The 18,728-nt window shown below is 70.5% G+C and carries 31 protein-coding genes; 4 read left to right on the top strand and 27 right to left on the bottom strand.

Annotated features, from left to right (window positions below; genetic code table 11):
* From AMA02S_RS39470 to AMA02S_RS42655, 10 genes are all read right to left on the bottom strand, one after another.
* A partial coding sequence (locus AMA02S_RS39470; RefSeq protein ID WP_245668039.1) for a hypothetical protein occupies positions 1 to 315 on the bottom strand: 315 nt, incomplete at its 3' end.
* A 41-nt stretch (positions 316 to 356) separates the two neighbouring features.
* Positions 357 to 773 (bottom strand): helix-turn-helix domain-containing protein, encoded by a 417-nt coding sequence (locus AMA02S_RS39465; RefSeq protein WP_067470135.1) that lies wholly within the window; start codon positions 771 to 773, stop codon positions 357 to 359.
* Positions 773 to 1,075 carry a hypothetical protein gene (locus AMA02S_RS39460; protein ID WP_157431155.1) on the bottom strand — a complete coding sequence of 101 codons (303 nt, stop codon included), beginning with the start codon at positions 1,073 to 1,075 and terminating at the stop codon, positions 773 to 775. Before AMA02S_RS39460 ends, AMA02S_RS39465 begins: the two co-directional genes overlap by 1 nt.
* Positions 1,072 to 2,502, bottom strand: a complete 1,431-nt coding sequence (locus tag AMA02S_RS39455) for a hypothetical protein (RefSeq protein WP_067470130.1) — start codon at positions 2,500 to 2,502, stop codon at positions 1,072 to 1,074. The genes AMA02S_RS39460 and AMA02S_RS39455 overlap by 4 nt, the downstream gene beginning before the upstream one ends.
* A gap of 4 nt (positions 2,503 to 2,506) precedes the next feature.
* The gene (locus tag AMA02S_RS39450) at positions 2,507 to 2,935 is read right to left on the bottom strand and encodes a hypothetical protein (RefSeq protein WP_084266074.1); all 429 of its coding nucleotides are present in this window, start codon (positions 2,933 to 2,935) and stop codon (positions 2,507 to 2,509) included.
* Positions 2,936 to 3,052: 117 nt separating this feature from the next.
* Positions 3,053 to 3,490 (bottom strand): hypothetical protein, encoded by a 438-nt coding sequence (locus tag AMA02S_RS39445; protein WP_067470124.1) that lies wholly within the window; start codon positions 3,488 to 3,490, stop codon positions 3,053 to 3,055.
* A gap of 3 nt (positions 3,491 to 3,493) precedes the next feature.
* Complete coding sequence (locus AMA02S_RS39440) at positions 3,494 to 3,700, bottom strand: hypothetical protein (RefSeq protein ID WP_067470122.1); 207 nt, start codon at positions 3,698 to 3,700, stop codon at positions 3,494 to 3,496.
* Positions 3,697 to 4,620, bottom strand: coding sequence for a hypothetical protein (locus tag AMA02S_RS39435; protein ID WP_067470120.1), 924 nt, complete (start codon positions 4,618 to 4,620; stop codon positions 3,697 to 3,699). Before AMA02S_RS39435 ends, AMA02S_RS39440 begins: the two co-directional genes overlap by 4 nt.
* Positions 4,617 to 5,876, bottom strand: coding sequence for a DNA-methyltransferase (locus tag AMA02S_RS39430; protein WP_067470118.1), 1,260 nt, complete (start codon positions 5,874 to 5,876; stop codon positions 4,617 to 4,619). The genes AMA02S_RS39435 and AMA02S_RS39430 overlap by 4 nt, the downstream gene beginning before the upstream one ends.
* A gap of 247 nt (positions 5,877 to 6,123) precedes the next feature.
* Positions 6,124 to 6,585, bottom strand: coding sequence for a hypothetical protein (locus AMA02S_RS42655; RefSeq protein ID WP_157431154.1), 462 nt, complete (start codon positions 6,583 to 6,585; stop codon positions 6,124 to 6,126).
* Between the two features lie 387 nt (positions 6,586 to 6,972).
* On the opposite strand from AMA02S_RS42655, the gene AMA02S_RS42650 reads away from it, so the two are divergent.
* Positions 6,973 to 7,341, top strand: a complete 369-nt coding sequence (locus AMA02S_RS42650) for a hypothetical protein (RefSeq protein ID WP_157431153.1) — start codon at positions 6,973 to 6,975, stop codon at positions 7,339 to 7,341.
* Here AMA02S_RS42650 and AMA02S_RS39415 read toward each other — a convergent pair.
* The 17 genes from AMA02S_RS39415 to AMA02S_RS39335 form a co-directional block, all read right to left on the bottom strand.
* Complete coding sequence (locus tag AMA02S_RS39415; protein WP_067470111.1) at positions 7,316 to 8,161, bottom strand: DUF2303 family protein; 846 nt, start codon at positions 8,159 to 8,161, stop codon at positions 7,316 to 7,318. The genes AMA02S_RS42650 and AMA02S_RS39415 overlap by 26 nt on opposite strands.
* Positions 8,158 to 8,526 carry a YfdP family phage-associated protein gene (locus AMA02S_RS39410; protein WP_067470109.1) on the bottom strand — a complete coding sequence of 123 codons (369 nt, stop codon included), beginning with the start codon at positions 8,524 to 8,526 and terminating at the stop codon, positions 8,158 to 8,160. The genes AMA02S_RS39415 and AMA02S_RS39410 overlap by 4 nt, the downstream gene beginning before the upstream one ends.
* Positions 8,523 to 8,906, bottom strand: a complete 384-nt coding sequence (locus AMA02S_RS39405; protein WP_067470107.1) for a hypothetical protein — start codon at positions 8,904 to 8,906, stop codon at positions 8,523 to 8,525. Before AMA02S_RS39405 ends, AMA02S_RS39410 begins: the two co-directional genes overlap by 4 nt.
* Positions 8,903 to 9,793, bottom strand: coding sequence for an adenine nucleotide alpha hydrolase family protein (locus AMA02S_RS39400; protein WP_218005293.1), 891 nt, complete (start codon positions 9,791 to 9,793; stop codon positions 8,903 to 8,905). Before AMA02S_RS39400 ends, AMA02S_RS39405 begins: the two co-directional genes overlap by 4 nt.
* Positions 9,794 to 9,855: 62 nt before the next feature.
* Positions 9,856 to 10,221, bottom strand: a complete 366-nt coding sequence (locus AMA02S_RS39395) for a hypothetical protein (RefSeq protein ID WP_067470103.1) — start codon at positions 10,219 to 10,221, stop codon at positions 9,856 to 9,858.
* The gene (locus tag AMA02S_RS39390) at positions 10,221 to 10,472 is read right to left on the bottom strand and encodes a hypothetical protein (protein WP_067470101.1); all 252 of its coding nucleotides are present in this window, start codon (positions 10,470 to 10,472) and stop codon (positions 10,221 to 10,223) included. Before AMA02S_RS39390 ends, AMA02S_RS39395 begins: the two co-directional genes overlap by 1 nt.
* On the bottom strand, positions 10,469 to 11,038 hold the full coding sequence (locus tag AMA02S_RS39385) for a hypothetical protein (protein ID WP_067470100.1): 570 nt from the start codon (positions 11,036 to 11,038) through the stop codon (positions 10,469 to 10,471). Before AMA02S_RS39385 ends, AMA02S_RS39390 begins: the two co-directional genes overlap by 4 nt.
* A gap of 6 nt (positions 11,039 to 11,044) precedes the next feature.
* On the bottom strand, positions 11,045 to 11,248 hold the full coding sequence (locus tag AMA02S_RS39380; RefSeq protein ID WP_067470098.1) for a hypothetical protein: 204 nt from the start codon (positions 11,246 to 11,248) through the stop codon (positions 11,045 to 11,047).
* Entirely contained in the window at positions 11,245 to 11,919 is a 675-nt protein-coding gene (locus AMA02S_RS39375) for a hypothetical protein (RefSeq protein ID WP_067470096.1), read from the bottom strand. The genes AMA02S_RS39380 and AMA02S_RS39375 overlap by 4 nt, the downstream gene beginning before the upstream one ends.
* Positions 11,916 to 13,127, bottom strand: a complete 1,212-nt coding sequence (locus tag AMA02S_RS39370; protein WP_084266072.1) for an AAA family ATPase — start codon at positions 13,125 to 13,127, stop codon at positions 11,916 to 11,918. Before AMA02S_RS39370 ends, AMA02S_RS39375 begins: the two co-directional genes overlap by 4 nt.
* Entirely contained in the window at positions 13,127 to 13,345 is a 219-nt protein-coding gene (locus AMA02S_RS39365) for a hypothetical protein (RefSeq protein ID WP_067470092.1), read from the bottom strand. Before AMA02S_RS39365 ends, AMA02S_RS39370 begins: the two co-directional genes overlap by 1 nt.
* Positions 13,345 to 13,656 carry a hypothetical protein gene (locus AMA02S_RS39360; RefSeq protein ID WP_067470091.1) on the bottom strand — a complete coding sequence of 104 codons (312 nt, stop codon included), beginning with the start codon at positions 13,654 to 13,656 and terminating at the stop codon, positions 13,345 to 13,347. Before AMA02S_RS39360 ends, AMA02S_RS39365 begins: the two co-directional genes overlap by 1 nt.
* Positions 13,656 to 13,973 (bottom strand): hypothetical protein, encoded by a 318-nt coding sequence (locus AMA02S_RS39355; RefSeq protein WP_067470090.1) that lies wholly within the window; start codon positions 13,971 to 13,973, stop codon positions 13,656 to 13,658. The genes AMA02S_RS39360 and AMA02S_RS39355 overlap by 1 nt, the downstream gene beginning before the upstream one ends.
* Positions 13,970 to 14,482, bottom strand: coding sequence for a hypothetical protein (locus AMA02S_RS39350; RefSeq protein ID WP_067470089.1), 513 nt, complete (start codon positions 14,480 to 14,482; stop codon positions 13,970 to 13,972). Before AMA02S_RS39350 ends, AMA02S_RS39355 begins: the two co-directional genes overlap by 4 nt.
* A 30-nt stretch (positions 14,483 to 14,512) precedes the next feature.
* Complete coding sequence (locus AMA02S_RS39345) at positions 14,513 to 14,959, bottom strand: hypothetical protein (protein WP_067470088.1); 447 nt, start codon at positions 14,957 to 14,959, stop codon at positions 14,513 to 14,515.
* On the bottom strand, positions 14,956 to 15,162 hold the full coding sequence (locus AMA02S_RS39340; protein WP_067470086.1) for a hypothetical protein: 207 nt from the start codon (positions 15,160 to 15,162) through the stop codon (positions 14,956 to 14,958). Before AMA02S_RS39340 ends, AMA02S_RS39345 begins: the two co-directional genes overlap by 4 nt.
* Positions 15,162 to 15,536: a helix-turn-helix domain-containing protein gene (locus AMA02S_RS39335; protein WP_067470084.1), complete on the bottom strand. Its 375-nt coding sequence runs from the start codon at positions 15,534 to 15,536 to the stop codon at positions 15,162 to 15,164. Before AMA02S_RS39335 ends, AMA02S_RS39340 begins: the two co-directional genes overlap by 1 nt.
* A 132-nt stretch (positions 15,537 to 15,668) precedes the next feature.
* Here AMA02S_RS39335 and AMA02S_RS39330 point away from each other — a divergent pair, with 132 nt between their 5' ends.
* From AMA02S_RS39330 to AMA02S_RS39320, 3 genes are all read left to right on the top strand, one after another.
* Positions 15,669 to 16,145 (top strand): helix-turn-helix domain-containing protein, encoded by a 477-nt coding sequence (locus AMA02S_RS39330; RefSeq protein ID WP_157431152.1) that lies wholly within the window; start codon positions 15,669 to 15,671, stop codon positions 16,143 to 16,145.
* Positions 16,146 to 16,537: 392 nt separating this feature from the next.
* Positions 16,538 to 17,008: a hypothetical protein gene (locus AMA02S_RS39325; RefSeq protein ID WP_067470081.1), complete on the top strand. Its 471-nt coding sequence runs from the start codon at positions 16,538 to 16,540 to the stop codon at positions 17,006 to 17,008.
* Positions 17,009 to 17,113: 105 nt separating this feature from the next.
* On the top strand, positions 17,114 to 18,670 hold the full coding sequence (locus AMA02S_RS39320; protein ID WP_084266071.1) for a recombinase family protein: 1,557 nt from the start codon (positions 17,114 to 17,116) through the stop codon (positions 18,668 to 18,670).
* Positions 18,671 to 18,728: the final 58 nt, after the last annotated feature.

Genomic DNA, 18,728 nt, shown 5'->3' with positions numbered 1-18,728 from the left:
GTCGCAGTACGCGCCGGCGAGGGTCAACCCCTTGAGCTTCTCGGTGGCGCGCTCGTCATTCGCGCCGGCGAGATAGATTGTCCGGCCGAACAGCTCGACCTCGCCGACACCGGCGCGGTACCGGCAGCGTTGCTTGCCGACCATCTCGATGATGGGGTCGATGATGTTCCGCTTGAGTGTCCGTTCGGTCTTCCCGATCATCATCAGCGGCCCGGGCGGGCCGGTCCGAACGAACTGAAGCCATCGCAGGATCGAGCAGACCGTCTTTGAGGAGCGGACGGCGCCCTCCCACAGGTTCCCGCGGGCGGTCGCCAAGCGTACGGACTCGGTCTGTTTCCCAACGAGCGGGACGACGCTCACGACGCGCCGGTGATCCCGCGGAGCCAGGCGTCGACGGCGGCGAGCCCCTGCTGATCGGCGTCGACCTCGTTGAGGCGGAGATGCCGGTCGATGAACACGCCGTAGGCGGCGGCGTAGTCGCGGGCATCTCGGCCGGTGTCGGAGGCGAGCGCGTAGCGCCGCATCACATGGGCGTCATCGAGGGCGAGGTTGGCGAGTTCGACGCGGCGGGCTTTGGCGTCTTCCTGTCGCGCCGCGGTCGCCATGGCCGTCCGGCGCCGGTCGAAGGTGAGACCCGCCTCTTTCGCGAGCTTGGACACGGTCGACATGGACCGGCCGATCTCGCGGGCGATGGCGTTGCGGGACAGGCCACGCGCGTGGAGGTCGGCGACGCGTCGCCGGTCCTCGTCGTCGAGCGGGCGGCGGGCGGCCATCAGGCGGGGGCCTCGTCGCTGATGACGACGTACCCGGTCGCGCGGACGGGCCGCTGTAGGCCGGCGGTGAAGCGGAGCCACAACACGTACACGGTGCCCGGGGTGGTGGTGAGCGTGCCGCCGGCGCCGATGAGGAGCCGGGCGACTGCCCCGTCCCATGCGGCGGGGTGCCAGTCGGCCTCGGCCGGGATGGCGCCGGGCAGGACGAGCGCGAGCTCGACGGATCCGGCGTCGACGGTGCCGCCGTGGTCGGCGAATGGGACCTCGACGTACTCGCGGGAGATGGACGGGAGGGAGGTCACGGCCACCTCCTCACCGATGGCGTTCCGATCGTCCAGGCGGTGACGGTCGGGGCGCCGGGTGTCCAGGCGACGCGGGGCGCGCCGATGGTGACGTCGACTCGGGAGGTTGGTGGCTGGCTGGTGACCCGCGCTGTGAGGGCCGGGAGGACGGCGGTGAGGTCGGCGCGGGTCACCGTCCGGGACGTGACCGCGGGTGTGAGCCGAGGTAGGGCCGCGGTGATCGTCCCGGAGATCGTGGGGGCGCCGGCCGTCACGGTGGCGGCGGGCGCGGGGAGCGCGGCGGCGAGGGCGGCGGGGGTTACGGTCCTCGTCTCGACCGAGCCGGTTAGGGGAGGCAGTAGCGCGGCGAGGGATGCCGGAACGGTGGCCGTTGCGCTGAACGCGGCGGTCGGCGCGGGGAGGTGGGCGACGAGGTGCCCGTCGCCGGGCTCGACGACCTCGGCCTCGACCACGGTCGACGGTGCGGGGAGCGTCGCGGCCAGGCTCCCCGCAAGCGTGGTGCGGAGGGTCATTTGCGCGGCGGGGGCCGGGAGGGTGGCGGCGGCCTGCGCCGGGTTGCCGAGGGTGGTCTCGGCGGCGAGCGTAGCGGGCCTGAGCGCCGCGGCGAGGGTGCCGGGGGTGCGGAGCGCGGTAGCGGCCTGCGCGGTGAGCGGCGGAAGCTGGGCGGCGCCGGTGACCGGGTTGCGGAGCAGGACGGCGCCCGCGGCAGCGAGCCGCGGCAGGGTCGCGGAGACGCTTCCGGTGATGGTGGTCGGGCCTCCGCCGGCGGCGCCAAGCCAGTCGACATCGCCGAGCCCGAGATCGTCGATGTTGAACGCGCTGACGTTGGCGAGGTTGGAGACGACACCGACGCGGAGCCGGGTGGGGTTCGCCGCGCCGGTGTTGACGTTGGTCGAGGTCAACGTCTCGTCGGGGGTGCCTGCGTCCGGGGTGAAGTACAGCCGGACGGTCATGACGCCGGTTGTGGTGCCGGCGGTGACCATGACCTCGACCCGCCACCAGGAGCCCGCCGTGATCGCGCCCGTCGAGGTGCCGCCGAGGGTGCCCGTGCCGTACAGCATCCCGATGGTGCCGTTGGCGTTGACGCGGACGGTGCCCATGATCCCGTTCGAGGACGAGAGCATCCGCAACACGTTCACGGCGGCGCCGGGGTTGGCGCCGAACCGGTGATAGGAGCGGGACCACAGTGTGCCGCTTGTCCCGGGGATGCCGGACGTCCACGCGGCGTATGCCGAGCCGGAGGTCGCGCCGGTGGAGACCTGCGCGGACATCGAGCCGTGCGCGGCCGCGGTGTTGCTGTAGGTCAGGGTGTTGCCGGAGTCGATGGTGACCGCGCCGAACGCGTCGCCTGAGGTGCCGCCGGAGTTGCCGGTGGTGATCGTCGAGCCGTGGGTGCCGCCCTCGAACCCGTTGGCGAGGGCGGCCACCGGGTCAGCTCGCGGGCATCGTGATCGAGCCTGAGGTGATCTCGACGGTCACGCCGGACACGATGCTGAGCGTGGCGAGTTGGATCTCGCCGGTTCCGGCCGAGACCGTCGAGACGGTGAGATCGGCGACGCCGAGACCCGATCCGACGGCCTGCGTGGAGTCGACCAGCCGCGCGTACCCGGCGGTGCCGGTAGCCGCGGCGACCGCCGAGACGGTCGGGGTGACGTCCAGGGCAATGACGCCGACGACGGCGGCCGCGAACGCCGGATCGTTGAGCGGCAGGTCGACCAGGAGGGTCCCGGTTGGGGCGGTGCCGGGTCCGGCGGGGGCGGCGCCGGAGTAGATGCGCAGGTGTCCGGCGGCCGAGCCTCCGTCGACGCGGGCGGCGACGGTGTCGGCTATGGCACTGCGGAGGGCGTCATCGATCTTCACGGGGCCTCCTTTGGGCATGCGAAAGGCCCCGACGCGGGACTCTGGCGTCGGGGCCTGCTGCCCGTTTCAGGGCACGCTGAAGACGCCTCCGATTCTGGGCTGTGGATAACTCCTACGTCAAGTCAGACCGGCGCGGAGCTCGCGGCGGAGGGTGGCGCGCCACCATGCGGGGTTGTGGCGGATTTCGCGGGTGAGGAACTCGCGGAAGTAGTCGGGGCGGCGGTCGAAGAACGCGCGGTAGTCAGCAGCGGCTACCTGGTCGGCGACGGTGAGTGGCCCGTCGGTCGGCTCATCCCGCTCGTGGTCGTCGAGGGGACCGCGGAGCCGGGAGGCGTGAAGGGACAGCGCAACAGCGGCGTTCTCGATGCGGTGAAGCTGGTCGGGGGTGAAGCCGTCGAGGCGTTGCGCGGCGAGGTCGTCATCCTGGTCGAGGCAGGCGCCGAGCGCGGCGCTGGCGGCCATGCGGAATGTCAGGGCTTCTATGCCGTGGACGAGCTTGGCCATGGTGTGTTGGATGGCTTCGGCGGTCAGGACGGGTGCGGGCTGGTCGGGCACTGGTCAGTCCTCCAAATCGTCGGCGGCTGCGCGGACGGCGTCGTCAAGGGTGGGGCCGCGGCCTTCGGCGTTGAAGCCTCGCGGGACGTCGGCGACGGTCCAGTACCACCGGACGAGGTACGCCTCGTCCTCGACGGTGATCTCCAGGAACACGCCGGTGGGGATGTCGCCCTCGTCGCCGGGGCGAAGTGGCGGGCGCTGGTCGGTCATGCTGCGGTCCCCTCGGGGGTCGGTGGCGGGATGACGTCCTCGTCGAGGCGGCCGTCGAGGATCCCGGGGGCTGCGCGGGCGCCGTCCGGTTCGGGGGTTCCGGCGCGGCCCGTGCTGCCCTGGACAGAGGCGTAGGGCGGTGGCGGAGGGGCGAGGGCGGCGCGGCGCTCGTCGAGGTGCGCGAGGCGGCGGGCGAGCCACGTCCAGTCGACGAACCGCCAGACCGGGCACCCTCGCCACCACGTGCCGACCTCCCGCGCCGACGGCTGGCACACCCCCGACTCACACACAATGGCCGGCTCGTCGACCAGGATGCGGACACGCCACGTGTAGCCGCCGGCGAGGCCGCCGCGGCACCACGGGCAGAGGGCCTTCACCGTGTGGCCGTCGACGTTCAACGCCAGGGCGCCGGCGAGGTCGGCGCGGATCGCCGCGGCGGTGTTGGCGGTCCAGTGGGCGATCTCGCCGCCGTTCGTCCAGCCGAGGACGGCGGCGGGGACGCACTCGGCGGCGCGGCGCAGGTACGGGCGCGGGTCCGCGTCCGCCTGCGCGGGTCTGAGCGGCTCGACACGGGCCGCGCGAGACAGATGCCAGGCAAGATCCTCGGACCGCCACAGCACACCCGACAGCACGTCCAAGACGTCCGGGCGGGCGGCGTCACGGTGTTCGCCGGGCGCCTCGTCCGTCCGGTCCGCCTGCTCGGCGCGTGCCTCGTCGTCAAGCTCGGCGCGAGCGTAGGCGTCGAGGTGCTGCTCGCGCCACGGCCGCCGGACGGTCGGGTCGCGGAGCAACGCCAGGAACGCCACCAGCTCGGCCACCTCGACGAGATCGGCAATAGCTCGGTCGACGGCCGGCAGGCTCTCACGCGCGACGCGACCGACCGAGCGCGGCGCCTGCTGGTCGCGGTCGTTGTGGGTCACGTGATCTCCAGTTGGCCGTTCGGGACGGGTGGCGGTTTGGGTGCGCCGAGGGCGCGAGCGCGTTCGGCGGGATCTGTGGTGCGCCATTGGGCGAGGCGGCAGTAGTCCGCGGACATGTCGACGGAGATGCCGTGTCGGCCGTGGACGGAGGCGACGAGGGCTGTGGTGCCGGTGCCGCCGAACGGGTCGAGCACGACCGATGGGCGGGTAGGCGCGGCAGGTTCAGGGCAGGCGCACGCGTATCCGGTGACGGTGACGTGGGCTTTGAACCGGTTGCCAGCACGTCCGTCCGGGCCATGCCCGTCGAGCAGAGCGTCCCGGCTGCGGCCCTGGACGCGGCCGGGACGGTCCGGCATGCGCTCTCGGGCAACGAGGGGACGGCGGCCCTCGCCGCAACTGGTGCATATGCCCGATGGGGACCAGCCGAGAACGATCCGGCGGATCAGGTTCGGGGGGAAGGTGGCGAAGTGCTCGACGGCGAGCGCCGCGGGGACTTTGAGGGGCTGTGTGGCGACATCCCATACTGAGCCGGGGAGCGCGCCGAGGGGGTTGGGGCCGGAGTAGGCGCCGGTTGTCGTTCGGGGCAGGTTGATGTTGCGGCCGGCCATGGCTTTGGCGCCGTGATTGCGGTTGGGGGCGATGTGCGGTTCGCGGATCTCGTCGAGGACGGCGTAGTAGCGCGGCTGTTTCGTGAAGTGAAACCACTGCTCATGGGACCGGCGGACCCGGTCGGTCACGCTTTCTGGGAGCCCGTTGGGCTTGGACCAGATGATCTCGGCGCGCAGGATCAGGCCGAGGTTGTCCACACAGCGGATGGCGTACCGCCACGGCAACCCGATCAGGGACTTCTCGGGAACGTATCGGCCGGTGTCATCGATGGTGTTCTCGCGCGGCATCCGGGCGCGGCCGGCAGCACGGTCGCGCTGCCAATTCTTAGCGACGCCGGACCGGTCTGGGTGTAGGCCGTCTTGGTGGCTGCTGCGGCGGGTTGCGGTGCGCTGGGAGTACTTGTCGCCGAGGTTGACCCACAGCGACCCTTCGGGCTTGAGGACGCGTATCCATTCGCGGGTGCACGCCAGCAGCGCATCGAGGTATTCGCCTGGTGTCGGCTCGGCGCCGATCTGTCGGGCGTAGTGCTGGCCGTCGTCCTGGTAGGACCTGAGCGCGTAGTACGGGGGTGAGGTGACGATGAGGTCGACGGAGGTGTCGGGGAGGGGGAGTCGGCGGGCGTCGGCGCGGATGATGGCGGCGGTCATGGTTGCGGCTCCTGGTGGTGGAGGCGGGTGGGGCCGCGTGTGGGTCGGGGGAGGGTGGGGAGTTCGCGGCGGAGGGCGCGGAGGCTTTTTCGCCGGTCGGCGAGGTGTCGGGCGACTTCGGGTCGGCAGGTGGGGCAGGGGCGGGCGGTGTCGCTGTTGTCGTCGATCCAGCCGGCGACGCATCCGATGTGGGTGCATTGGCAGTTGGTCCATGGGCAGGTGGCGTGTGGGTTGTCCTCCAGGTAGGTCACGGGTCGGTCCCGTCCGGTTGGTCGGGTTCGTGCTGTTGGAGTTTGCGGGCGCGGGCGGCTGCGCGGGCGGCGTCGACGGCGGCGCGTCCGCGGGCGTTGACGGGGCCGTTGTCGCGTTCGCCGAGGGGCGGGACGGCCATCCAGGGTTCGGCGCGGGGTGGTGTGGGGGGCGGCGGGGGCATGAATCGGCCGGGGTTGTCGCGGATGGCCTTCACGACGTACGGGAGCGGGCGCTCGACCTCGCGGCCGTCGAGGAGTTGGCGGCGGACGGCGGAGGCGTGGTCGGGCGGGCAGGGGCGGCCGGTGTGTTGCTCGACGAGTCCGGCGATGGCTTGGTCGAGGTCGTCGTCCGGGCGCTCGCGCGCGTAACGGTCCGCAGGATGACGATTTACAGATCCACGGGGGGAACTACCGGAGGTAGTTCCTTCTGTTTCTGTATATGTCTCTGAAGATGTCATCGTTTTGTCATCGGGGACCGATCCGGTACCTATAGGTCCAGCTATGGTGTTTCCGCTGGTGGCGGTATCGCGACCTGCGGTTTCCGTTGTTCCGGATTCGGAAGAATTTTCTCGGGTACCTGGTTGCTTACTCGTGCTGGCGTTACCGTTTCGCGACCCTTTTTGGTGTCCGGTGTGCTGTGGCCCCTCGTGGCTGGGGCTATGGGTTGGCCCATGGCTCGACCCATGGGTGGGCTTATGGGTGGAGCCATTGCAATGGGGACAGTCGGGGTCGGTGATGCCGCGGTTGGTGTGCCAGCGGATGTGTCCGCCGTAGGTGCCGCCTTGGGAGCGGGCGGTCTTCCTGTCCTCGACCTCTGCGGCGCTGCGTTGATGCTCCAGGTAGTCATGGAATCGAATGGACTGGTCGTCGAGTTCGACGGCGAGGCCGGCGGCGACCAGCTCTCGGCGGATCTTGGGGGTGGCGCGCTTGCGCCAGGTGGCGGCGGGCATGTGCCCGTCGGTGAGGTGCCGGGAGCACCAGCACCAGGACTCCACGAGCAGCCGGAAAGCCTTGTCGGACAGGCCGTCGACCTTGGGGTGGTCGGGCATCCCGTCGTGCACGCGGATGTAGGTCCGGGTGTCTGCCATGTGCGCGTGTCCCTGCCGGTCGTGCTGCGGGTGTGTGGTGGGCGGGGGCGGCCCCGGGACGGCGGCGGGGGTGCGCCGTCCCGGGGCCTGGTCGGGCCGGTCAGGGGGCGGGGGCGCCGCGCATGATGCGGGCGCCGGTGGCCTCCTCGACCTTCGCCACGACCGTCTTGACGGCGTCGCGAATCACGTCCTCGGGCCGTTCGAGGATGAACGCCAGAGTCAGCGCGGAACCCTGGATGCGGTGCCGGAGCCGCGCCTCGACCCTGTAGGGGTCGCAGTCGTCGAACGGGGCCAGGCCGACCGCGAACGCGCGCGGGACGTCGAGGTCGCCCTTGGCGCCGCCGCTGGCGTCGGTGGTCTCCTCGTAGCGGAGCCGGATGTCACCGGACGCGGCCACGATCCCGGAGGAGAAGTTCACGCGGGTCTTGGCCTGGAAGGTTCGGGCGATCTCCAGCATCCGCGCGGCCGGGACGGGTTCGGGGGCGATGTCGGGGAGGTTGTCCTCCAGGAACTCGGCGAACTCGACCTGCGGGAGGTACCGGCGGTTCAAGGCCGTCCAGCGCTTCCACGGCTCGGTGGGGGTCATGATGAGCTGTAGGCGGTGCTCGCCCCACCGGGGCGCAGTGATGGCGTGGGCGTCGAGTACGGCCGTGATCACCCCGGTGTCGAGGTCGACATACACCTCGGAGTAGTCGTCGGCGTGCTTCTCGAAGTAGTGCGCGAAGCTGTCGACATCGCGGACGATCGTCGTTCCCTGCTTGCGGCGGGGCGCGGCGGCGCGGCGGGCGTACTGGTCGGCAGCGGGGTCGATCACCTCCAGGCCATGACGGCTGTGGAACACCGCCAGGTGTCCGCCGTCAGGGGTTTCGAGGACGGCGGGGCCTGCCGCCTGCCGGGCCTGCTCGATGACGGCGTCGTTCTCAGTGCGGGTGTCGTCGGTGGTCATGCCTGCTTCAGGTCCTTGTTCTCGATGGTGACTTCGCGGAGCGGGATGGACAGCTGGCGCGGGTCTTCGCGCAGGAGGTTGCCGTGCTGGTCGGGGAAGAACACCCCGCCGATCGGCTCGGACGAGGGGAGCTTGAGGTCGGTCTTGGCGTGCACCATGAGCGCGGCCTCGTGGCCCTTCATGGGCTGGATCTCGACGGTCAGGACGAGCCGGCCCTTCTTGCCGGTCTCGGCGACGGTCGAGGCCAGTTGCTGGAGTTGGACGGCGGCCTCGTCGATCACGGTCGCGCGGCCGAGGTCGCGCAGGACGTCGGCGAACGGCCGGACCTGGATCTCTCCGGTGGCCTCGTCGATGGGGGGCATCATGCGGCGGTGTGTCCCTTCCTGTTGAGCCCGTCGGTGAGGGCGGTGACGAGTCGTTTGGTGGCGGTGCCGTTGAGGTGCAGGCGCCGCCCGATGTCGGTCTGGGTGTGGCCGCGGTCGGCGAGCAGCGCGACCGCGGCGGCGCGCTCGGGACGGGTCAGCCGCTCGCGCTCTCCGTCGAGCGCGACCCGCTCGACGGAGATGTCGTCGATCACGATTTCGGCGGCCAGCACGACTGTGAGCGCGACGAGGTCCTGCCGGTCGAGCCGGCCCAGGACGGCGGCGATAGTGTCGCGGTCGCCGCGGTGGACGGCGGCGGCCAGGGTGGGGCCCTCGACAGCGGCGAACCGCTCGGCGAGGGCCTGGTTGTCGCTAAGCGTCACGAGGACGACCGATCGGAGCGGCAGGCCCAGGGCGAGCAGCCGTCAGGGTTCCCCTCTTCCTCAAGGTCGGCGGCGGCGTCGAACAAGTTGCCCTGCCGGTCGTTCCACTCGCCGCGGGTCACTTTGTCGATAGGGGCCTCGGCGAGAGGTAGGAGGCTGCGGTGCAGGTACGGGGCTGCCTTGATACCGCGGAGTTCGGTGTCACGGAGCGAGCGGTCAAAGTCGACGGCGTCTTGCCACTCCTCGGGATGGTTGTCGCGCAGGTCGCGCCATGCCCGGTTGCCGTGGTACGGACACCCGATGCACGCACTCTTGGGGGTGGACTGCCAGCCCTTCGACCGCAGGTAGCGGATGCAGTCATTGCGGGTCCATCCGAGCCGGCCGTCGGCTGCGTCGCCCATGCTCAGCAGGGGAAAGGAGTTGTGCAGGTATCGGACGGTCGCGTCCTTGGCGCGGTGGAACTCGTCCCGGCTAATCCCGATCCACTGTTCGACGAAGACGCCGCGCGGCACGGGCCGGGGGTGCGGATAGCCCAGCCTTCGGCGAATCTCAGCCTTGATGGGCTTGACCTTGTATTCCTCGGTGCACTGGCGACGTACCATCGCGGCGCCGTTGCCGGACCGGTCGGCGACAAAGACCGGCATCCGTACCCACGAACCGGGGGCGAGGGAGTCGTCTCGGAGGCTTCCGGTATTGCGTTGAGTGCCCGATTGGCCGGCGCGGACTCGGATGATCGGGATACCAGCAGGCTCGGCGACCTCGCGCTCAAGGCGGTCGAGGTGTTCATAGACCGTGCGGGGTTCCCACCCGGTGTCAGCGAAGATCGCGGCGTCCAGCTTGGGGAGTTGTCCCTCGGCGGCGAGTAGGAGGAGCGTGGTCGACTGCACGCCGGCTCCCAGGCTCAACACCTGGGATCGGGGGATACTCGGTTGGATGGTCTGTCGTTCTGTCATGGGGCGTTGTCCTCGCCGAAGAGTGGATCCATGCCGCGGGTGGCCTCGGCGTGCCGGGTGCGGCCCCGGGTGGTGGCGTGGTGGCGGGCGTCGTAGGACAGGTGGCACGCCTGGCACATCGCGCACAGGTTCGCCGGGTCGCAGTTCTCGGGGGTGTGGTCGAGGTGCGCGACCGTGAGCACGACGGTCGAGCCGGTATCGGGGTGGGGGTGGCCGTGCCAGGCGCGGCAGCGGTGACCGTGGTGACCGCGTCGGCATTCCCCGCGGCATTCGCAGCGGCCGCCGGACCGGCGCCGGATCCGCGCGGAGACCTCCGGCCAGTCGTCGGGGTAGCGGGCTCGGTCCTCGGGACGGATCGGCATCAGAACGGCTCCCGCTGCATCAGGACACCGAGCGTCAACTCGACGTCGGTGTCGTAGTCGTCGGGCCGGTCGTAGACGGCGCCGTCTCGCAGGCCGGGCACGTCGCGCGTGCGGGTCGCGGCGTTGACGAGGGCTCGCACCGACCAGGCGGCGGTCACCGCCAGGGCGAGGACGAGCAGGGCGACCACCGGCGCGAGGACGAGCAGCAGCATCACCGGGGTACCGGCTGTGACGGTGGCGTCAGGGGTCACCGGCGTCCGCCCTTCTTGTGGCGTGGGCCGGCCTGGACGGGAGTCGGCGACGCGGCGGGGTCGGGCATGGTGTGGGTCGGGCCGGTCGTCGCGACCAGTTCTCCCGGTGCGTTCGGCGGGCTGGGGTATCCGCCGGTCGTCTCGGCGGGCGGAGCCGGCGGGGCGGGCGGGGCGGGCGCTTGGATCACCGGCTCGGTGTGGGGCAGCGTGGACGAGGGCCATTCCGGGCGCTCGTACCGCGGGTCAACCGGGGGCGGGCCCGGACGCGCGCGGGTCTGCTCCGTCGTCGTCGGCGCCGTCCGGTGCCGGGTCTCCTCGGTCAGCACGTCGAGGGACGCGGCGATGCGGGCGGCGGCCTGCTGCTCGTGCTCCCGCTCGGCGCGCCAGACCGCGCGGCGCCGGACGTCGGCGAGCTGCTCCATGAGCTGAGCCTCGATGTCGGCGAGGTCTGCCAGGGACGGCCCGGCGGCCAGTTCGGCGGCGAGCTCGTCGGCGAGGGCCCGCCATTCGGTGGCGTGGTCCTCCAGCCGGGGAAGGACGCCTCGGGCGGGGGTTATCGTGGTCACGGTGAATCAGTCCTCTCGCAGGGGGTTGACTGCCGTTGCGTCCCGGGGGTGGCCGCCCTCGGGACGCGTGACGTTGCGGGGCATGGGTGGCGCGGCGGTGCGGGCACGGATGAGCGCGAGCGCGTTGGTGGGGTTGATCGTGTTCGCGGCGAGGTCGAGAAGCTCGGAGAGCGTCCGCTCGGCCTCGCGGTACTGTTCGGGGCCGGTCATGCCGCACCGTCCTCGTACAGCAGCGACATCGCGTGGTCGTAGCCGCCCCAGTTGTCGACGCCCCCCGCCTCCAAGGCGGCGAGCTTGGCGTCGGCCTCGCGGAGCCGAGCCAACTCGTCCGCGTCGACCTCGGGGGACGCGGACGCCTCCTCGACCAGGTACCGGCCGTCCGCCTCGAACGTGATCACGAACGCGCCGGTCGGGTCACTCCGGGTGACCGTCGCGACTGTGACCTCCTCGCCGGTCTTCTTGACGAGGATCCGGCCGCCGTTCTTCTCGGCCTCCTTGAGCAGCGCCGCCCGCCACACCGGCCGGACGCGACGCGTCACCAGGTCGGGCCGCTGCTCACGCAACCACGCCAGAACCTCTGGGTCGGCCAGGGCTTGCTGGTCGACGATCTCCTCGACCTCGTCCGGCTGGTGCGTTTCGACCGTCGCGAGGAGCGCGGCCTCGTCGACGTCCACGCTCACGGGGCCCTGCTTGACGGTTACGGCAGCGACCTTCCCCACGCCGGGCAGGACCACGGCGAGCTTCTCGACGCCCTCCTCCGTGTACGCCTTCGCGAGCGCGTTCTCAGCGTGCTCCCGGGCGTCCTTGTACTCGGCGGTGGCCCGCTCCGACCGGACCTTCGCCAGTACCGCCTGGCGGTTGACTTCCTGCAACGACGTCACGCTGCTGCTCCGTCCTCGTTCGGCGGGGTGTTCTGCGCGATGTAGCGCTGCACCCCCGCGATGACCCGCTCCGCATCGGCGCCGGTCAGTTCCTTGCTCGTGGTGATCTGCCGTCCGACCAGCTCGCCCGTGTAGGTGAGCCGGTCGATCCGGTCCTCGAAGTCGCCGGCTTCACGCCACAGCGCGTGCATCCGGCGGTGGTGGGCGTCGGTCGCCGGGCCCTCCGCCGCGGCGCGGGACTGTCCGAGGAAGGTGATGAGCGCCTTGAGGCTGCCCTCGTTGCCCTGCCCGTCCGACACGGTGACCTCGGCGAGATCGAGCGCGTTCGCTTCGCGGGCCAACTCCCGCAACCGGGCAAGGCCGCTCTCCGGTCGCAGTGCTTCGGCGGCGATCTCCTCGGCCGTCCGCTCCGGCGCCGCCGTCCGAAGGTCACGCGGTTGCGCTACCGCGGGCTCGCACTTGAGGACGTCGAAGATCAGCCACTCCAGGCTGAACTTCGGCGCGGTAACGGGCTGGTCGACGCCCGGCCGGACCCCCGAGTGCACCGACCGAAGACCCACGACCATCGGCGCCGACTCCCGCGACAGCCGGACCCAGGCGGACGCGTCGTAGGCGAGGTATTTCTGACCCTCGACTTTGTAGTCCTTACGCCCGGCGATCGGGTTCCCGTTCTTGTCGACGGCGCCGACCTCTTTGCCGCGTGCCGTCATCACGACGATGCCCGGGAAGGTCATGAGCGTGGTCATCAGCCTGCGGTGCCGCGCGTTGACGTCATTCCAGATGTCCCGGTCGATCTGGACCTCTTCACCCTCCGGGACGGTCCGGCCCTTGCGTGCCAGGCGAGCGCGGGCCTTGCGGTCCGCGACGTCCTTGAGCAGGTCCCACTCCGCCGTCATGGAGTCGATGACCAGCACGACCGGCGGCCGTCCGGCGGCGGCCTCGGCGGCGGCGACCTGGCGGACCTCGTCGATCTGCCCGACGATGTCCGGCCACGACCCGTCGTGGATGACCACCTCGTACCGGGCGCCGGGGATCGCGCCGTACTCGTCGGCGGCGCCTTCGGCGAGGTCGACCCAGAACGTACGGCCGACCTTGGGGGAAGCGGACAGCTCGGCGCCCGCCCACGACTTGCCCGACTTCTCGCCGCCCTCGACCAGGACCAGCGGCCAGGGCACGCGGCCGGTCGGTTTACGGGTACGCGGTGCCATCACGCACCCCCGACGAACTCGTCGAGGGCCCGCTCGATCGGGCCCCGGTCGCCCGCCTGGAGGTGACCGCGAAGCCGGTCGAACACCTCGGCCGCCTCGACGTAGGGCAGCGCGGACAGCTCGGCCACCGGACCGAACGCAGCGTTGTCGAACACGTTGGCGTACCGCCCAAGCCGCTCCACCTCGACCCGACGTTGCGTCTGGGTAAGCGCATCCATCAGAACGGCGCCTCCGTCGCGAACAGGCCAGGGGCGCACAACCGGACAGGGATGCGGTCCAGACCCGCGGCGACCGCGGTCGGGCACGGCCACAGCTGCTCGTACCGGCGCGCGGAAACGTTCGCCGGCTCGGGGTCCAACAGGTCGGTGCAGTGGACGCACACGTCGTAGAACTCGGGCTCGTCCGGGTCGGAGGAGGCGCCCATCCGGACCTCGGCGCGGTGCAGCTCGGCGACGGCCACCTGAACCGCGGCCGGCTCGATCAGCTCGGCAGGCCGGCAAAACAGCCTGCGCAGGGACACGGTCATCATCAGGTGCGCCTCCGCGTCCTGGTCGTGGTCGTCCGGACGGCCCGCGGCGAGACGACGGGCGCGGCAGGGGCGAGGTAGCGGACGTTGACCCACATCGGCGGCAGCCCGGTCGACTCCTCCGGCTGGAGGTGGACGATGGATACGGTCCCGGCCACCGCGTGCGCAGCCGAGTCGGTCAGCGCGACACCGGGCGCCGCGCCGGGTGCGGCCACGACGACACGGCCGGTCCAGCCGTGCGCGGTGTGCCGGACCCTGCTGCCGGTGGGCCACGACTTCGCCAGCGCGTCGAGCCGGGTACGAATGTCGGCGGGGATCATCGGGCGACCGCCGAAGAGCGCGCGTCGACGACCTCGGCGCCGATCGCCTCGGCGACCGACACGGCCCGGACCCGGGCCGCGCCCTCCCCCGGCATCGTCGAGTGAATGTCCACGAACCGGCCAGCGCGCCGCTCGACGATCGCGAGGGTGCCGGGCGCCTCGTCCAGGCCGCGCCGGTGGACGGCGGTCGCGTCGAGGGACTCGATCGAGATCGTGTGCCCCGACAGGTCACGGATCCGCGACACGACCGGGTATCCGGGCTGCTCCGGCGTATAGTGGCGGGCGGCCGAGCCGAACAGCACCGCGCACGTGACGGCGCCGCCGGTCGACAGCACCGCGGTCAGCCGGTCGCCTTCCGCGGCGGCGATGCCCATACCGACCGTGAACGCCGCGGACGCGCACCCGAACCCGGGCAGCGCGGCCGCCCGCCGGGCGCTGAACAACCCGGTCAGGAACCCGGCCACGGCGACGAACGCCACCAGCCAGGCGAGGAACATGACGAGATCCATCGAAGGACTCCAGAGGGGAAGAGAAACGGGTCAGGGGTGGGTCGGGATGTAGCGGGCGCCGTAGCTGCGGGCGTAGCCGCGCGCGGCGGTCTCCATCGGCCCCCACACCCCCGGCTCGACGGCGCACACCTTGCCCAGGTGGCCGCCGGACCGCTCCACCACCGCCAGCGCGCCGAGCAGCTCGCCGGGGGTGTGGTCGGGCCGCCACGCGTCGGCGGTCTTCGGGTCGATCCACTCGACGGTGACCGTGTGGGATCGGGCACCGCCCAAGTCATTGCGGTGGGCAGTGATGAGGGGGTAGCGGGGACCGGGCGCGGCCGCCAGGACCTCGGCGAGCCGGTAGTAGCCGCGGCGCCCGATCTCCAACCGCATCAGTCGGCCGGTGAGACGGAGGGCCCGCTCGGACTCGCCGATACCGGCGTTCACCGCGACCGCGCGGAACTGGCTGACCGGGATGAATGCATTGCGCATGATCATGCGGGGGTTTCCTTTCGAGCCGCCGAGCGGGCTTGCTCACGCAGGTGGCGGACCTTGGCCGCGAGTTCCTCCAGCGAGGGCCCGCCGGGGATGTAGGCGGCGCGTGCCGCTTCCTCGGGGGTCATCAGGGCGATGCGGGCGCGGGCGTTGACCAGGACCTGTGCGGCGGCCCGCATCGCCTCCTGGCGGGTCACGGTGGCCATCACGCGTCACCGCCCGTCCCGCTGAGCGGCAGATTGCAGGCGTAGCACCTGGTCGATCCGCGTGCCGGGTCGTTGGCGGCGCCGCAGTTAGGGCATTCGACCATCGGTTGGCGCGCCGGGGTCGGGCACGAGATCACCTCGCGCTTGCGCTCCAGCACCACGCGAGGGCAGTTCAGCGCCTCAGCGAGCCTGTTGAGCATGGAGGGCGTGGCGTTGCGGGTGCCGTTCTCGATCTCGGTGATGAGGCTCTTGGAGACACCGCACCGGTCGGCGACCTGCTGCTGGGTGAGGCCGGACTGCGACCGGGCGTATTGGACCGCCTTGGGTTCGTGGTCAAGCGGGTCTTTCGGCCGCTTGCGGGTGGGGTGCTGCATGGGTGCGACACTAGTGCGCCCTTGTGCGCCCGTCAATATACGGCGCACAACATCGCACCCCTGGAGAGGGAAGGTGCAGCTAACCCGGATGTCATCCCGCCAGGGGTGCGACCATGTGCGACCATGTGACCCATGAATGAGCGACCAGAACAGCGTCCGGAGGGCGCCCTGATCGCGGCAGCTCTAAAGCGCTCCCGCATGTCACAGCGTCAGGCCGCCGCCAAGGCCGAGATCAGCGAGAACAGGTTCCGCGCGATTGTGCACGGTTATCAGACCGTCAGCGCTGGAAGCTACGCGCCCGTACGCGGCCCTGCCGACACGGTTGCCCGTATCGCCAGGGTCGTCGGTGTTACGCCTGAGCAACTGGTAGAGGCCGGCCGCATCGACGCAGCCGAGGAGTTGCGTGGCGATACGGAAGCGGTCTTTGGCGATCTACCCGTCCCCACTGACGAGGAGTTGCGCCAGTCCGGTCTTCAGCCGGAGACGGTCGAGGCCCTCCTAGAGATGCGCCGGGCCGTCGAAAGGATGGTCCAAGAGCGCAATGAAGACGCGATCCGCAGGACCAACCGCGTGATCCGTGCAATGACCGACGAGCAAGAGGCGGGCTGATCATGCAGGTCAGCGTTGGAAAGTTCCACTAGGTGAGATAGATGAAATAACAATCGCCGGATTTAGGTCCGCCGAAACAGACCCAATCTTGGATTCTCGATCACTAACCCACGGTCATCTCGAACGCGGGTTCGACCTCCCACGTGTGCTCTGAACTGCAAAGAGAGTGTGTCAAGTCAGAGATTTCACAATATGAACTGTCCGAAAAGTCACCCGCAGTTGCATCCCCAGGTCAGCGCCACATAATCAACGCACGTGTCCGAATTGCTCGCGAACTCGTACGGCCACAAATGAATCGTCGGGAGTATCAAGGTCCGCCCCGCGCAGCTTCCTCAGGGACTCAACGATGAGATACCCCCCGCAACCTCAGAGTTGAGGAGGCTCTGCCCCACATGATCGAAATCGATCGCACTCCCGTCCTCGCGCGGATTTTTGAGCGCTGGACCCCGCACCACATCATCAGACGCATCCGGATCGGCACCGCCATCGCCGGCCTCATCATCCTGATCCTCGGTGTCAGCCTCATCACCATAGGAGCGGGGGAGGGGCATCACGGCGTCCGTATCCTCGGCGTCGGCCTGGCCTGCGTCGTGATCGCCGCTGGCGCCGGTGGGACCTGCATGATCCTGTACGCCGTCGACTTGGGTATCCGACAGCTCCAGCACACGGTGAACCCGGTGCGTGAGGACATCGCCTATCAGCGCGAGGACGTGAGACACCTCCGGGAGGTCTGCGTCAACTTTCGCACGGAGATCGGCGGCGCCCTGGCGGCCATCGAGGCGGGCGAGCGCGCCCTGGCCGGGGCGGTGCGCACCATCTCGGTGCCCGACGACCTCGCCAAGCGGCGGAACGGGGACTGCTGAGATGCCGTCCTACCGCCGTCTGCCGTCCGGCCGCCCCGTCCGAGGCATCGCCTACGGTGTCCACTAGCCCGGACGCATGCCCGCCCGGCCCTCCCCGGAGACCCCATGCCCCCACAATCTCTCCCCGACCCGGTCCCGATGATCGGCTATATCCGGGTGTCCACCGCCCGAGAAGAAATGATCTCCCCGGAGCTCCAAGAGGCGGCCATCCGCGACTGGGCCCGCCGCAACGACCGCCGGATCGTCCGCGTCGTCAGCGACCTGGACAAGACGGGCCGGAACTTCAAACGCCGCGTGCAGGAGGCGATCACCGCCGTCCGCGACGGTGATGCCCGCGAGATCGGGGTGTGGAAGTTCTCCCGCTTCGGCCGTCAGCGACTCGGCTGGGCCGTCCACCTGGACATGGTCGAGTCCGCCGGGGGACAACTGATCTCCGCGACCGAAGAAGTCGACGCCCGCACGGCGGCCGGCAGATTCACCCGCGGAATGCTCGCCGAGGTCGCCGCTTTCGAATCCGACCGGGCATCCGAGCAATGGAAAGAGACCATCGCCTACCGGACCGAGCGCGGACTGCCCGGCACGGGTGGCCCGCGGTGGGGCTACGTCCGCAAGGGACGGATCCCGATCCCCGGAGAGACGGGCCTGTACCGCACCGATCCCGGCGACCCCCTGGGGGAGCGGTACGAACCGGACCCGGACCTCGAAGCGGCCTACCGCAGCCTGTACGAGCGGTTCGTCGCGGGCGAGGCCGGCCCCACCCTGGTGACATGGCTCAACCACCACGGATTCACGACCGTGCGGGGGACAGTCTGGTCGGTGAACACCTTCTACGCCGTGCTCGACGCGGGGTTCGCCGCCGGGTATCTACGCGAGCACAAGAGGGACTGCCAGTGCAAACACGCGCCTCGCTGCCCGAACGTGATCTACCGCAAAGGCGCACACAAGGCGATCATCTCCGAGGACCTGTGGCAGCGATATCTCGCCAGGCGCCGAGAACGACGTAAGGTCCACGTCCGCGCCCGCACGCCCCGATACCCGCTCTCGGGGCTGATGCAGTGCGGCGGATGCCGATGGCGGATGACCACCATCTCCAAGACCGGCGGCGGCCGCGCCTACGCCTACCGGTGCGCCCGGTACGGCGAGGTCCCCGAATGCACGCGCGCCTACGCGGTGCGGGCGCGAGCGGAGGCCGCGGTCCTGGAGCAGCTCGCCGTGTGGGCGAAGCAGATCGAGCAGGCGGCTGCCAATCTCGCTCCGACCCTGGTCGCTGCCCCACCGAGGATCGGCGTGGACACCGAGCGGCTCAAGCGGGAGATCGCGCATCTGGACCGGGCGCTCGTGCGGCTGAAGCGGCTTCGGGCCCTGGACGAGGATGACGACCCGCAGGCCCAGCGCGAGTACCTGGCCGCGCGGGACGAGCTGCGCGCCGAACGCGCCGAGCTGGAGGGGCATATCGACCGGGCGGAGGCGGAGAAGCCGCCTCCGAGCCGTGAGGACTTCGGTCCGGCGATCTCCGGGCTGCTGGGGGAGTGGGAGGTCCTGACGCCGGGGGAGAAGCAGACGCTTCTGAAGGACGTCATCCGGTGCATCCGAGTGCATCGGACGGGAGAGAGGACCCCGTCTCGCCTGGAGATCATTCCGGTGTGGGCCGAGGGCGCGTAGATCGTTTTAGAGGTCCGAGCATAGGGGGCGAAGTTTGTGCTTAAGGTGCATCGTCAAA

It is taken from the genome of Actinomadura macra NBRC 14102 (assembly GCF_001552215.1).
GTDB lineage: Bacteria > Actinomycetota > Actinomycetes > Streptosporangiales > Streptosporangiaceae > Spirillospora > Spirillospora macra.
This window is presented reverse-complemented; position numbering and strand designations above follow the sequence as displayed.